The organism is Acinetobacter sp. 24-47-67 (genome assembly GCF_056779735.1).
This window is the reverse complement of the sequence record NZ_JBWYIK010000010.1, coordinates 46184-59169: the sequence shown is the minus strand read 5'-3', so window position 1 is coordinate 59169 and position 12986 is coordinate 46184. Positions and strand designations below refer to the sequence as shown.

The 12986-nt window shown below is 40.5% G+C and carries 13 protein-coding genes and 2 tRNA genes; 11 read left to right on the top strand and 4 right to left on the bottom strand.

The features are described 5' to 3' along the window. The first annotated feature begins 3 nt into the window (after positions 1-3). The 4 genes from galU to galE are packed head-to-tail and all read left to right on the top strand — an operon-like array spanning position 4 to position 4837. Positions 4-882, top strand: a complete 879-nt coding sequence (galU, locus tag AC1M9K_RS11815; protein ID WP_481589369.1) for a UTP--glucose-1-phosphate uridylyltransferase GalU — start codon at positions 4-6, stop codon at positions 880-882. Positions 883-895: 13 nt separating this feature from the next. Beyond that, entirely contained in the window at positions 896-2152 is a 1257-nt protein-coding gene (locus AC1M9K_RS11810; RefSeq protein WP_481589368.1) for a nucleotide sugar dehydrogenase, read from the top strand. Then, the gene (gene pgi, locus AC1M9K_RS11805) at positions 2152-3825 is read left to right on the top strand and encodes a glucose-6-phosphate isomerase (RefSeq protein WP_481589367.1); all 1674 of its coding nucleotides are present in this window, start codon (positions 2152-2154) and stop codon (positions 3823-3825) included. The genes AC1M9K_RS11810 and pgi overlap by 1 nt, the downstream gene beginning before the upstream one ends. Beyond that, positions 3818-4837: a UDP-glucose 4-epimerase GalE gene (gene galE / locus AC1M9K_RS11800; RefSeq protein WP_481589366.1), complete on the top strand. Its 1020-nt coding sequence runs from the start codon at positions 3818-3820 to the stop codon at positions 4835-4837. The genes pgi and galE overlap by 8 nt, the downstream gene beginning before the upstream one ends. Positions 4838-4876: 39 nt before the next feature. On the opposite strand, the gene AC1M9K_RS11795 is transcribed toward galE, so the two are convergent. The 3 genes from AC1M9K_RS11795 to AC1M9K_RS11785 all read right to left on the bottom strand — a co-directional run bounded on the left by AC1M9K_RS11795 (position 4877) and on the right by AC1M9K_RS11785 (position 6714). Continuing rightward, entirely contained in the window at positions 4877-6247 is a 1371-nt protein-coding gene (locus tag AC1M9K_RS11795) for a phosphohexomutase domain-containing protein (RefSeq protein WP_481589365.1), read from the bottom strand. Positions 6248-6518: 271 nt separating this feature from the next. Continuing rightward, positions 6519-6594 (bottom strand) — tRNA-Gly (locus tag AC1M9K_RS11790). A gap of 47 nt (positions 6595-6641) precedes the next feature. Beyond that, positions 6642-6714, bottom strand: a tRNA-Gly gene (locus AC1M9K_RS11785). A gap of 227 nt (positions 6715-6941) precedes the next feature. Here AC1M9K_RS11785 and AC1M9K_RS11780 point away from each other — a divergent pair. From AC1M9K_RS11780 to AC1M9K_RS11760, 5 genes are all read left to right on the top strand, one after another. After that, the gene (locus tag AC1M9K_RS11780) at positions 6942-7250 is read left to right on the top strand and encodes a BolA family protein (RefSeq protein ID WP_035268950.1); all 309 of its coding nucleotides are present in this window, start codon (positions 6942-6944) and stop codon (positions 7248-7250) included. Positions 7251-7276: 26 nt separating this feature from the next. Further along, positions 7277-7669: a SirB2 family protein gene (locus AC1M9K_RS11775; protein ID WP_180028969.1), complete on the top strand. Its 393-nt coding sequence runs from the start codon at positions 7277-7279 to the stop codon at positions 7667-7669. A 79-nt stretch (positions 7670-7748) separates the two neighbouring features. Beyond that, positions 7749-8585, top strand: coding sequence for a ParA family protein (locus tag AC1M9K_RS11770; protein ID WP_180028975.1), 837 nt, complete (start codon positions 7749-7751; stop codon positions 8583-8585). Positions 8586-8620: 35 nt separating this feature from the next. Beyond that, entirely contained in the window at positions 8621-9010 is a 390-nt protein-coding gene (locus tag AC1M9K_RS11765) for a hypothetical protein (protein WP_416224328.1), read from the top strand. A 199-nt stretch (positions 9011-9209) separates the two neighbouring features. Then, positions 9210-9800, top strand: coding sequence for a LysE family translocator (locus AC1M9K_RS11760; RefSeq protein ID WP_092767920.1), 591 nt, complete (start codon positions 9210-9212; stop codon positions 9798-9800). A gap of 75 nt (positions 9801-9875) precedes the next feature. On the opposite strand, the gene AC1M9K_RS11755 is transcribed toward AC1M9K_RS11760, so the two are convergent. Then, the gene (locus AC1M9K_RS11755) at positions 9876-10523 is read right to left on the bottom strand and encodes a DedA family protein (RefSeq protein WP_035268957.1); all 648 of its coding nucleotides are present in this window, start codon (positions 10521-10523) and stop codon (positions 9876-9878) included. Positions 10524-10721: 198 nt separating this feature from the next. On the opposite strand from AC1M9K_RS11755, the gene AC1M9K_RS11750 reads away from it, so the two are divergent. After that, positions 10722-11138, top strand: a complete 417-nt coding sequence (locus tag AC1M9K_RS11750) for a DoxX family protein (protein WP_481589364.1) — start codon at positions 10722-10724, stop codon at positions 11136-11138. Positions 11139-11371: 233 nt separating this feature from the next. Beyond that, the gene (gene guaA, locus AC1M9K_RS11745) at positions 11372-12940 is read left to right on the top strand and encodes a glutamine-hydrolyzing GMP synthase (protein WP_481589363.1); all 1569 of its coding nucleotides are present in this window, start codon (positions 11372-11374) and stop codon (positions 12938-12940) included. The last annotated feature ends 46 nt before the right edge of the window (positions 12941-12986 follow it).

Sequence of the window (12986 nt, the reverse complement as noted above, 5' to 3'; positions counted from 1 at the left end):
AATATGTCGATCAAAAAAGCGATTCTTCCTGTCGCAGGTCTTGGTACACGTTTTTTACCTGCGAGCAAATCGATTCCTAAGGAAATGGTCACTGTAGTTGACCGCCCTGCAATTGAATATGTAGTCAAAGAAGCAATTGCTGCGGGTATTGAACAAATTATTTTAGTCACACATGCTTCAAAAGCATCCATTGAAAACTACTTCGACCGTAGTTTTGAGCTGGAAACGACCTTAGAACAAAAAAAGAAATTTGATTTATTGAAAGAAATTACCGAAATTTTGCCCGCGCATGTGAGTGTGATCAGTGTGCGTCAGCCACAGCCTTTAGGTTTAGGGCATGCTGTGCTCTGTGCAAAAGATGTGGTAGGTAATGATGATTTTGCAGTGCTACTCCCTGATGTGTTAGTAAAAGATACAGCTGAAACCAATGACTTGAGTTTGATGATTCAGCGTTATAACGAATCAAAAGCATCACAAATTATGGTTGAAGCTGTGCCTGATCATATGGTCGATCAATATGGCATTGTGGATGTTGCGGAGTCACCGCTTGAGGGACAAAGTATCCAAATGCAAGGGATTGTTGAAAAACCTGCAGTGGGTACAGCACCATCGAACTTATCTGTGGTAGGACGTTATATTTTGCCTGCGAAAATCATGCAATTGCTTGAGCAAACACCCAAAGGTGCGGGCAATGAAATCCAACTCACCGATGCGATCGCGATGCTTCAACAAACAGACATGGTAGAAGCCTATCGTATGAAAGGTCAAACCTTTGACTGTGGAAGCAAGTTGGGTTATTTAAAAGCGGTATTGCATTACGGTATGGATCACCCAAGTTTAGGTGAAGCTTTTAAAGTCATGATTAAAGACTTAAAACTTTAAAACGAGTATCACTATGAATATTGCAGTATTTGGTCAGACCTTGTATGCAGGGGTTATGGCAGCATTGTTAGCTGAATATGGTCATCAAGTCTTCTGGTGTGATCTTTTAAAAAAACCAGCATCGGAACAGGTATATGCTCAGGATCAATCTGTACAAGACTTGCTTGAGAAATTACATCAGACTGGTGCAATAAAATACTGCACATTTGCAGCGATTCCCCTTGATGTGGATGCCTATTTTTTTAGTTTTAATCCGACTGAGCAATTGCAAGGCATTGAAATACTCAAAGCCCTCAAACAACGCACAATCAGTCATCCTAAATTAATGATTAATGCATCCACATTGGGTTTACAAGGAACTCAAAAATTTGCTGAACTGTTGCCTGAAGATGATTGGGTCTATGTACCAGATGTGATTCAAGAAGGAAATGCATTACGTAGCCTGACGCAAACATCACAACTGGTTGTTGGTTGTGAAAGTGATCGTGCTAAACGTGTATTACAAGAGTTATTGCGACCGCTCTTTCCACGTGAGCAACAATATCTATTTATGCCAGTGTTAGATGCGGAATTTACCAAGTTAAGCGTATCTGGCATGCTGGCGACCAGAATCAGTTATATCAATGATTTAGCTATTGTTGCCGAGAAATTGGGGATTGATATCGAGCATGTACGCCAAGGCTTAGCGGCAGATAGTCGTATTGGTCCTTCTTATTTATATCCAGGTGCAGGGTTTGGTGGGGAAAATTTCTCGCATGATGTACAGACATTGGCCAGTACTGTTTCTGGTACTGGAACCAAAAGTCAACTTTTAGCACAAGTCTGGGAAATTAACGAACAGCAAAAGGAAATCCTCTTTCGAAAATTATGGAATCATTTTCAGGGGGATCTGAAAGACAGAGTCGTGGCGGTTTGGGGGGCTTCTTTTAAAGAAAATACGGCTCGTATTCAACAATCCCCGATTCATGCCATGTTAAAAGCTTTATGGGCACAAGGGGTGATCGTGAAACTTCATGATCCACAAGCCTTGAGCGAAATTGAAAAGGTATATGGTCAGCGCGATGATTTAATTTATTGCCAAGATCAATATGAAGCAGCGGATGATGCGCATGCACTTTGTATCCTCACCGCGTGGAAACAGTATTGGTGTCCAAACTATCAAATCCTTAAGAAAACCATGCAACATGCTTTAATTTTAGATGGTCGTAATATTTTAAATCCCGAATATGTGAAGTCGCAGGGCTTTGCTTATAAAGGAGTAGGGCGTTAATGGAACAGCCAAACCAGGAATGTAATTCAGTCGCTGTTGAACAAGCGCTTTCTAATCTCGAGCTTTTAAAAAAACAAATTGCACGTCAACATTTACGTGATTTTTTTCAGCAAGATTCTAATCGCTTTCAAAATTGTGCGATTCATTTCGAGCCACTCATTTTTGATTATAGTAAGCAGCGTGTTGATCGATCTGTGCTGGATGCCTTGGTCAATCTAGCTCAAAGCTGTGACTTATCGGGTTGGATTAAGCGCTTATTTTCTGAAGAGCGAATCAACTACACAGAAAGTCGAGCAGCCATGCATTGGGCATTACGTTTGCCGCAAGATCATGCTGAGCATTCAGAGATCGCCAATCAAGTGCATCTGCAACTTGATCGTATGTATGCTTTGGTTGAGAAGATACATATGGGGCAGTATCGTGGTGCATCAGGTGAAGTGATTCAAGATGTTGTCAATATTGGGGTGGGTGGATCAGACCTAGGTCCATTGATGGTCAGCCATGCGCTCTCGGATTTTAAACAAACCACTCAAAAGCCATTGAATGTGCATTTTGTGTCGACTATGGATGGAAGTCAGTTGTCTGACTTGCTGCATAAACTGCGTCCTGAAACCACGCTGTTTATTATTTCTTCCAAGTCATTTGGCACCATTGATACTTTATCCAATGCGCAAACGGCGCGCTTGTGGCTCGAAAAAGCATTGGGTGAAGAGCTTGCTATTCTAAAACACCATTTTATTGGGGTGTCAACCAAGCCTGAGAAAATGACCGAATGGGGAATTTCCCCTGAAAACCAGCTGTTGCTTTGGGATTGGGTGGGTGGTCGTTATTCACTGTGGTCATGTATTGGATTACCAATCGCATTAAGTATTGGCGTAGAGGGGTTCAAGCAACTGCTCGCAGGGGCCTATGCGATTGACCAACATTTTCAAAGCACCGCCTTTTCACATAATATTCCGGTGTTGATGGGATTGCTAGGAGTGTGGAATAGTAACTTTCTAGCAACGAAAACCCATGCAGTTTTACCCTACGATGGACGACTTAAATATTTTGCTGCGTATTTGCAACAATTGGAAATGGAGTCCAATGGTAAATCTGTACAACGCAATGGTGAGAAGACTACGTTAGATACCTGCCCGATTGTATGGGGTGAAGTCGGCCCCAATGCGCAACATGCTTTTTATCAGTTACTGCATCAGGGTACACAAGCGGTCAGCAGTGATTTTATAGCACCCATCAAACGTTATAATGGTGACCAATATACCTATGTGGATAATGCCGAGGCGCTTAAGCAACAGCATTATCTCGCATTATCCAATTGTTTGGCGCAGTCACGATTATTAGCCTTTGGGAATGATGCTTTAAATCCTCAAGAGCTTGAGGGTTTACCGCTCTATAAACAATATGCAGGTAATCAGCCCAGCACGACGATATTGATGGATGAGCTCAATCCTTATAGTTTGGGTATGTTGATTGCTTTGTATGAGCATAAAGTATTTGTGCAATCTGTCATTTGGAATATTAATCCTTTTGACCAATGGGGGGTTGAAAAGGGTAAAGAAATTGCCAATCAACTCTTGCCGATTCTAAATGGTGAACAAAACGATTTGTCTAAGCTTGATGCGTCGACACAAGGTTTAATTCAGATATTAATGGGAAAAGACAATGTCTAAAGTTTTAGTGACGGGTGGTGCAGGATATATTGGTTCGCATACCTGTGTTGAGTTGCTCAATGCAGGGCATGAAGTTGTTGTTCTTGATAATTTATCAAATAGCTCATCAGAATCTTTGAATCGCGTTCAAGCTTTAACGTCTAAATCTTTAGATTTTATCGAAGGTGATATTCTTGATCAAGCCATTTTGGATCAAATTTTTCAAGATCATCAGATTGATGCTGTGATTCATTTCGCAGGCTTAAAAGCAGTAGGTGAAAGTCAGCAAATCCCGCTGAAATACTTTGAAAATAACATTGCAGGTTCGATTAGCTTAGTTAAAGCGATGGAGCGTGCCCATGTCTTTAATTTGGTGTTTAGTTCTTCTGCAACCGTTTATGACGAAGCCAATGTATCGCCACTCAATGAAGAGATGCCGACAGGCATGCCAAGTAACAACTATGGCTATACCAAACTGATAGTTGAGCAGTTATTGCAGAAACTCGCACAAGCCGATGCACGCTGGTCAATTGCTTTACTGCGTTACTTTAACCCAGTTGGCGCGCATAAAAGTGGGCAGATTGGTGAAGATCCACAAGGCATTCCAAACAACTTAATGCCTTATGTGACTCAAGTGGCTGTGGGTCGTCGTGAAAAACTATCCATTTTTGGTCATGATTACGATACCGTCGATGGCACGGGTGTGCGTGACTATATCCATGTGGTGGATTTGGCGAATGCCCATTTATGTGCACTGGAAAATCGTTTAAATGCACAAGGCTGTCGTACTTGGAATATTGGGACAGGTAATGGCTGTTCGGTGCTAGAAATTAAAAATACCTTTGAAAAAGTCAATGGTATTGAGATTCCTTTCGAATTTGCACCGCGTCGTGCAGGGGATGTCGCAACATCATTTGCAGATAATGCGCGCGCAGTTGCTGAATTGGGTTGGACGCCAAAATTGAATCTGGAGGATATGTTGGCAGATAGTTGGAATTGGCAAAAACAAAATCCAAATGGCTATCGTGAATAAAAAAATGGAGCATTACAACGCTCCATTTTTTATGCGGTTTTAAGACTGAATGAGTTGAGTGAGCTCATCGATATAAGCTTGCATCGGCTTTGGGTTCTGATCTTTACGGCTTTCAATATTTAATCGCAAAAGAGGCTCTGTATTTGAAGCACGAACATTGAAGCGCCATGCACCAAAATCTAAGCTGACCCCATCCGTTTCATCAATTTCGGGTTTTTGGTCAGCAAAATGATCAAAGATGTTTTGAATGGTTTCTTTTGTATCCGCAACTTTAAAGTTAATCTCGCCAGAACAAGGGAACTTTTCAATCATTTCCTCAACCAGAGCAGAGAGTGGTTTTGCTGTTTCAGAGACAACTGAGATTGCCAATAACCACGGAATCATACCACTGTCACAATAGGCAAAATCACGGAAGTAGTGATGCGCTGACATTTCACCACCATACACTGCATTGTGTTCACGCATTTTATCTTTAATGAAAGAGTGGCCTGATTTCGATTGCACAGCTTCGCCTTGATATTGTTCAACGATATCGAAGGTATTCCACACCAAGCGCGGATCATGCACAATTTTTTCACCTTTTTGTTTCAGTAAAAAGGCTTGTGCCAAGAGACCGACGATGTAATACCCTTCAATGAATTGACCTTTTTCATCAAACAAGAAACAACGGTCAAAGTCACCATCCCAAGCGATGCCCATGTCAGCATGATGTTGAAGTACAGCATCGGAGGTGCTTGCACGGTTTTCAACTAAGATAGGGTTGGGAATACCATTTGGGAAGTTGCCATCCGCTTCATGATGAATTTTGATGAATTCGACTGGAATATTCAAGGTTTTAAATTTATCTTCGATCGCATCGATCACATGACCTGCTGCACCATTCCCCGCATTGACTACGAGTTTTAGTGGTTTGATTTTAGCAGGGTCAATATAGGTCATCAAATGATCAATAAATTCAGGCAAGATATTATAATGCTGAGTTGTGCCTTTAATTTCGACTGCTTTGAACTGATTTTTTTCCGCAAGAAGTTGGATATCATTTAAACCCGAGTCTGCACCAATCGGACGAGCATTTTCGCGTACAAGCTTCATGCCGTTATAGTCCATTGGGTTATGGCTGGCTGTTATTTCGATCCCGCCTTGCACATCAAGATGGGATGCACCGAAATAAACTTCCTCAGTCCCAGTCATGCCTAAATCTAAAACATCAACGCCCGCATCATTCAGGCCATTGATGGTAGCTTGTTTCAGTGCTTCACTGGTTAAGCGAACATCGCAACCGACCACTACTTTTTGAGGTTGATAAATTTCGCCATAAGCGCGTCCAACACGGTATGCGATATCCTCATTGAGTTCTGTGCCCAATTTTCCGCGGATATCATAGGCTTTGAAACAGGTTAATTTTTCCATGTTAAGGTTCTAATCTATTGAGTAAATTGAATACGAAAATTATAGCGATTTTATGTAAGTCAGGCATGGGTTGAGATGAAAAATTACATTTAAATTCAGTAAATTAATTTACTTTATAATGCTTATTTTTGATTGTAAGTAAAGCAGCGCTCATAAGTGGATGAATTTTTTTGGAAAAAGTGCAGTTAACGTTTATTGGTTTTAAAAAATGAATTTATAAAAATTTTAATAATAAAAAAGCCCTGATGAATATCAGGGCTTTTTTTGAATCTGGAGCGGGAAAGGAGACTCGAACTCCCGACCCCAACCTTGGCAAGGTTATGCTCTACCAACTGAGCTATTCCCGCGGAGTCTATCAATTTTTTAAGTGAAAAAACTGAATGAAAAAATTTTGAGCGGGAAAGGAGACTCGAACTCCCGACCCCAACCTTGGCAAGGTTATGCTCTACCAACTGAGCTATTCCCGCATGCCGTGTATAATACAGCATGAAAAATCAGGGTCAACAACTTTATAAAAAAATATCGTGTGATTGAATAAAATTAAAGCATTTCAATGTATTTCGCTTAATTTTTGATAGGTCTTAAGCTCAAGATTAAAGCGTAACTCTCCAATGGCGGTGTGTTTTATTTACTTTTTATTCTAAAACTTCACGGTATACTGCTGGCAACCAATGAATGCGTGTGGAATGTAAGCATGACTTTAGAGCAACAATTAATTGAACGTTTACAACAATTGTCTCCTGTGCACTTGGACGTGGTGAATGAGTCATCAGGTCATGGTGGCTATTTCCCTGGTAAAGAATCGCATTTTAAAGTCACTGTTGTAAGTGAAGTGTTTCAAGGCTTACGTTTAGTACAACGCCATCAAAAAGTATATGCACTGGCGGGTGACCTATTGAGTCCAGGAAAGATTCATGCTTTGGCGATTCATGCTTATGTGCCAACTGAATGGACTGGTCAAGCGCCAAATAGTCCTGAATGTGCACATGCACCGAAAGCTTAAATTTTAAAAGTAGGAGAGTGGCTGAAATGGATACACACTTAGTCATTAAAATCGTGCATATGTCGAGTTTGCTCTTGTTGATCATTGCTGTATTAGCACGTGCGACAACCTTATATTTTGGCGTCGAAAATCAACAACCCAATCCGAAAGGACGTAAGGCTTATGTTGCGCTTCAACATTTGGCATTTACTTTGGTCATTGGGACAGGCTTGATTTTATTGTTTTTGAATAATTTTCAAGTTCAGCCTTGGTTCTATGCCAAAGTGGTCTTAGTGATCGTAATGTTATCTTCATTAATTAAAGCATACCGCCAAGATGCGTCTGTATTGTTAATTCAACGTCGTGCGGGGGTACTGATTAGTTGTGTCGCATTTATGGCCATTATTGGCATTGTGATGATTAAGCCAACTTTCGGTTAATTGTTAGACACAATCGCTTAGGCTCTCACCCCTCTAGGTTAAACTTGATTCATAGAATGAATTGAGCCTAGAGGGAATGATGCGTACACGTGTGGTGTTTAATCAAAAAGGTGGCGTTGGTAAATCCAGTATTACAGTAAACTTGGCTGCACTGAGTGCACATCAGGGTTTTAAGACACTTGTCATTGACCTCGATCCTCAGGCCAATTCCAGTCAGTATCTATTGGGGGATGATGCGACTTATAATGCCGATAAACCTGCACTAGAACCCAATATTGAAAATTTTTTCGAAGATGTATTGGCGAATCAGTCGAGCAAAGGTTTGATTGGTCAAGCCATTGGAAATTTACTCAAAAATAAAAATAAAGGCTTAGAAGCCTATATACATCAGTCACCATTCCCATCTCTCGATGTTTTGCCTGCAAGTCCCTCGCTTGGTGCTTTAGAGCATAGCCTCGAATCCAAACATAAAATTTATAAGCTGCGTGATGCGATTCAGCATCTAGCAGGGACTTATGATCGGATCTATATCGATACACCGCCTGCATTTAATTTTTTTACTTTGTCGGCATTAATTGCAGCAGACCGAGTGTTGATTCCATTTGATTGTGATGTCTTTTCTAAGCGTGCTTTAAACACGTTGATCGAAAACATCATGGAAACCCAAGATGATCATAATGATCGCTTGGAAATTGAAGGTATCGTCGTTAACCAGTTTCAAGCGCAAGCAAAACTTCCTCGTGAAGTGGTACAGCAGCTCAGAGATGAGCAACTACCTGTGCTCAATGCGATGTTGCCACCGTCGGTATTGATGAAAGAGTCTCATCATAAAAATATGCCGTTAATCTATTTAAATACAGATCATAAATTGACGCAGGCCTACCAATCATTGTTCAATGAAATCGAGAATAAATAAGATTTGAGAAGTGTATGAACTCACGCGCGATGAAAATGGTCATGCAACTTAGTGCAGTCGGTACGGTTGCTGTATTGATGACTGCTTGTGCGACGACGGTTAAACCGAGTTATGTTTCTCCGACGCAATATCAAGCATTGAACTGTGTACAACTTGGTGCTGAATTCAATCGTATTCAGCAGTATATCAATAATGGTGTACAACCGCCTAAACGTACAGGTGTTGGCGTTGGTCTAGGTGTTGGTGGTGGCTGGGGCCGTGGCGGTTGGGGCTTTGGTCCTTCAGTTTCCGTCAATATGGGACAGTCATCGAATACCAAAAATACTGAATTGTCGCGATTATATGGTGAGCAAGATGCGATCTCACAAGCGGCAACATTTAAAAATTGTCCTTATGTTCCTAAGCGTCAACAGCAAGCTCAGTAATTTAAAAGGGCTGTTCAATCTGAGTTTGAGCAGCTTTTTTTTAGCAAAATGTTTCAATGTAAATTTATTAAAATCAATATTTTATAAAATTATTAACTGAAAATAGACGTGACATTCATCATTCCTTCACTTTAAAAACTTGTCTTTAAATTCGTTTTTCGTTTAAGGTGTGCCTCCTCTAAATCTCTGATTTTAATCTATGGTAGAAAGTTGGCTTTATATTTTTGCAGTGTTCGCGGTATTACTTATTCCCGGTCCAACCAATGCATTATTGGCTAGCGCAGCACATCACCATGGCGTATTAAAAGCATTCTATTTCGTACCTCTTGAATTACTGGGTTATATCTACGGCATTAGCATTTGGGCACTGTTGGTGCATTTAACCCTACCAATTTGGCCAATGCTGATTCATATCTTACATTTGGTGAGTGCAGTTTATGTGATTTGGATGGCTTTTCATTTATGGAAAGCTTCACACCTTAAGCAATTGAGCCAAAAAAACATTCGAATGAGTCGCAGTCATCTTTTTAAATCGACTCTGAAAAATCCAAAATCTATTTTGTTTGCAGTTGGTATTTTTCCAGCATGGACTTGGGATTCTTTTCAAAACTATTTTTTAGTTTTGGGTGTATTCACCTTATGTTTAATTCCATGTGCTTTATTTTGGATGTATTTTGGTCGTAAAGTCTTGGCAGGGAATCAGACGGTGGTCAGCGCAGATCGCTTATACAAAGGTTCTGCCATGTTACTTATGCTCAGTATGTTACCTGTCATTATTGGATTTTTCTAAGCCATTCAATATTTTGTAGTGATAAAAAAAGCAGATTCTTGGTGGGGAATATGCTTTTTTTGAAGTCTAAGATCATTACATCATTTCGGGATTTTTCTTTGGGAAAAACTTGTGGCGAATAAAGCCAATGATCCCCGGCAATACGCTCAGAATAATGATTCCGAAAATTAAATGGGTGAAATTATCTTTCACGATCGGCATATTACCGAACAAATAACCCAAAGTGATAAACGAAGAAATCCACAAGAAAGCACCAACGACATTATAAGTAATGAAGTATTTATAATTCATGCTTCCTGCACCAGCGACAAAGGGTGCAAATGTACGCGCGAAAGGAACAAAACGCGCAAAAATAATGGTTTTACCGCCGTGTTTTTCGAAGAATTTTTGCGTATAGACCAAATGTTTTTTATTGATAAATCGAGATTCAATTTCAAAAACGCGTGGTCCGATATATTTTCCAATATGATAATTTAAGGTATCACCCAATACTGCTGCCGTGAATAACAACACGCCCAAAAGCCACGGATCCATTGCACCTGTTGAGGCTGCTAACGCACCTGCTGCAAACAGTAAACTGTCCCCGGGTAGAAAAGGCATGACCACCAAGCCCGTTTCTACGAAAATAATCAGGAATAAAATTCCGTAAATCCAAATGCCATAATTGGTAATAAATTCAAGTAGATGATCATCTACATGCAGAATAAAATCGATTAAATCCATGAGGGGTGAACTGAGCAAAAATGTGTTCAAATGCTAACAGCCATCGGCGCTGATGTCAGTAGTCAATTGATTTAAATTATAGGTGAATTATTGTTCTGATTATGCAACGCTGATTCTTTATATTGATTATTTATCCTAAAAATAAAAGCTACTAATCTAAGGTCATTACCAAAAACAAAACATAGATAGGTCAACCCAATGTTTAATCCAAATCAAGTGATTCAAAAAATTGTTGCTCAACCCACAGTGCATGCAACTTTAACCTTCGTCGCACGTGCCCTTTTAGCATATATCTTTATTGTGGCGGGATGGGGCAAACTCGCAGGTTATAGCGCGACAGTTGGATATATGGAAGCGATGGGTGTGCCAGGTGCATTATTGCCAATAACCATTTTGGTTGAACTGGGTGGAGGCTTAGCACTGTTGTTTGGAGTGCATGCACGATTATTCGCAGCAGCTTTAGCTGGTTTTAGTTTAGTTACCGCATTTCTTTTTCATGGTACACCTGAAGATTCGATACATTTCATGAAAAACTTTGCTATGGCGGGTGGTCTAGTCTTCCTCGTATTGCATGGTGCAGGTCAATGGAGTGTTGATCAGCGTTTTGAAAAATAAATAACGAATACGTAATGCAGGTGAAATGAAAGAATTATTCGCCTGCTGCATCGTGATCTGAATGTAACGCCAAAGCTTGTATGATCAAAGCAATCAACTGAAATTGTTGAATAAAAAGACAATATTTAATAATAATGTATTGAAATATAGAGAGATTTGAATAGTGTGCGTAAGCTTAATAAAAATGATAGAATAGCGCGCTAATCCTTCGTTAGCCTTTCATAGTTGTTATCATGACTACCAATACTCAAATTACCGAAGATCGTATCCTGATTTTGGATTTCGGCTCTCAATATAGCCAATTGATCGCACGTCGTGTACGTGAATCAGGCGTATATTCTGAAATGTATGCTTTTGATATGTCGGAAGAGGACATCCGCGCATTTAATCCAAAAGGGATTATTCTTTCAGGTGGTCCTGAGAGTGTTCACGTTGAAGGCAGCCCACGTGCGCCAGAAGTTGTGTTTAACTTAGGCGTACCAGTATTGGGTATTTGTTACGGTTTACAAACGATGTCTGCTCAGTTGGGCGGTAAAGTTGAACCGGGTACAGTTCATGAGTTTGGCTATGCTGAAGTCGATATTAAAGTACGTGATGCTCTAATTGGCGATCTTGAAGATTCAGCAGACAAATTGAAAGTATGGATGAGTCATGGCGATAAAGTGACTCAAATTCCAGAAGGTTTCCAAATTACTGCAAGTACACCAAGCTGCCCAGTGGCAATGGTGTCTGACGAAGCTCGTCGTTTCTACGGTATCCAGTTCCACCCTGAAGTAACCCATACTGCTAAAGGTAAAGAGTTACTTGAGAACTTTGTACAAAAGATCTGTGGTTGCCGTAGCCTATGGAATTCTGAAAACATCATTGATTTGCGTGTTGAACAATTACGTGAACAGATTGGTGATCAGAAGGTTCTTCTTGGTCTTTCAGGTGGTGTAGATTCATCTGTTGTGGCTGCATTGCTTCACAAAGCAATTGGTGATCAATTGACATGTGTATTCGTTGACAATGGTCTTCTTCGTTTAAATGAAGGGGATCAAGTGATGGAAATGTTTGCGAAAAACATGGGTATCCGTGTGATTCGTGCTGATGCTGAACAACGTTTCCTTGACGCTTTGGCAGGTGAAGTTGATCCTGAAGCAAAACGTAAAATTATTGGTCGTGAGTTCATCGAAGTATTTGCTGAAGAAGCACGTAAGCTTGATGGCGTAAACTTCCTTGCGCAAGGTACGATTTATCCTGATGTGATTGAATCTGCTGCAAGCAAACAAGGTAAAGCGCATGTGATTAAATCACACCATAACGTGGGTGGTTTACCCGAAGATCTCGCTTTTGAATTGGTTGAGCCAATTCGTGATTTATTTAAAGATGAAGTACGCCGTTTGGGTACGACTTTAGGTCTGCCATTTGAGATGCTTTATCGTCATCCATTCCCAGGACCAGGTCTTGGTGTTCGTATCTTGGGTGAAGTGAAGAAAGAGTATGCTGATATTCTTCGTTTAGCCGATGATATCTTCATGCAAGAACTTCGTGCAAGTGGTTGGTATGATAAAACTGCACAAGCATTCGCTGTATTCCAACCAGTAAAATCTGTGGGTGTAGTCGGTGATGGCCGTCGTTATGCATGGGTGATTGCACTTCGTGCGGTTGAAACGGTTGACTTTATGACGGCTCGTTTCGCACATCTCCCTTATGATCTTGTTGATAAAATCTCTACTCGTATCATGAACGAGATTGCAGAAGTTTCACGTGTTGTTTATGACGTATCTTCTAAACCACCAGCTACGATTGAATGGGAGTAATTTAGGGCTTTCAAGAAACAACGTTTCTTGCCTAAATTACGTCAAA

Bases quoted from the DNA above. Each gene is read 5' to 3' on its own strand.
- galU (WP_481589369.1), top strand. From the start codon at position 4: ATGTCGATCAAAAAAGCGATTCTTCCTGTCGCAGGTCTTGGTACACGT.
- AC1M9K_RS11810 (WP_481589368.1), top strand. From the start codon at position 896: ATGAATATTGCAGTATTTGGTCAGACCTTGTATGCAGGGGTTATGGCA.
- pgi (WP_481589367.1), top strand. From the start codon at position 2,152: ATGGAACAGCCAAACCAGGAATGTAATTCAGTCGCTGTTGAACAAGCG.
- galE (WP_481589366.1), top strand. From the start codon at position 3,818: ATGTCTAAAGTTTTAGTGACGGGTGGTGCAGGATATATTGGTTCGCAT.
- AC1M9K_RS11795 (WP_481589365.1), bottom strand. From the start codon at position 6,247: ATGGAAAAATTAACCTGTTTCAAAGCCTATGATATCCGCGGAAAATTG.
- AC1M9K_RS11780 (WP_035268950.1), top strand. From the start codon at position 6,942: ATGACTTTAGAGCAACAATTAATTGAACGTTTACAACAATTGTCTCCT.
- AC1M9K_RS11775 (WP_180028969.1), top strand. From the start codon at position 7,277: ATGGATACACACTTAGTCATTAAAATCGTGCATATGTCGAGTTTGCTC.
- AC1M9K_RS11770 (WP_180028975.1), top strand. From the start codon at position 7,749: ATGCGTACACGTGTGGTGTTTAATCAAAAAGGTGGCGTTGGTAAATCC.
- AC1M9K_RS11765 (WP_416224328.1), top strand. From the start codon at position 8,621: ATGGTCATGCAACTTAGTGCAGTCGGTACGGTTGCTGTATTGATGACT.
- AC1M9K_RS11760 (WP_092767920.1), top strand. From the start codon at position 9,210: ATGGTAGAAAGTTGGCTTTATATTTTTGCAGTGTTCGCGGTATTACTT.
- AC1M9K_RS11755 (WP_035268957.1), bottom strand. From the start codon at position 10,523: ATGGATTTAATCGATTTTATTCTGCATGTAGATGATCATCTACTTGAA.
- AC1M9K_RS11750 (WP_481589364.1), top strand. From the start codon at position 10,722: ATGTTTAATCCAAATCAAGTGATTCAAAAAATTGTTGCTCAACCCACA.
- guaA (WP_481589363.1), top strand. From the start codon at position 11,372: ATGACTACCAATACTCAAATTACCGAAGATCGTATCCTGATTTTGGAT.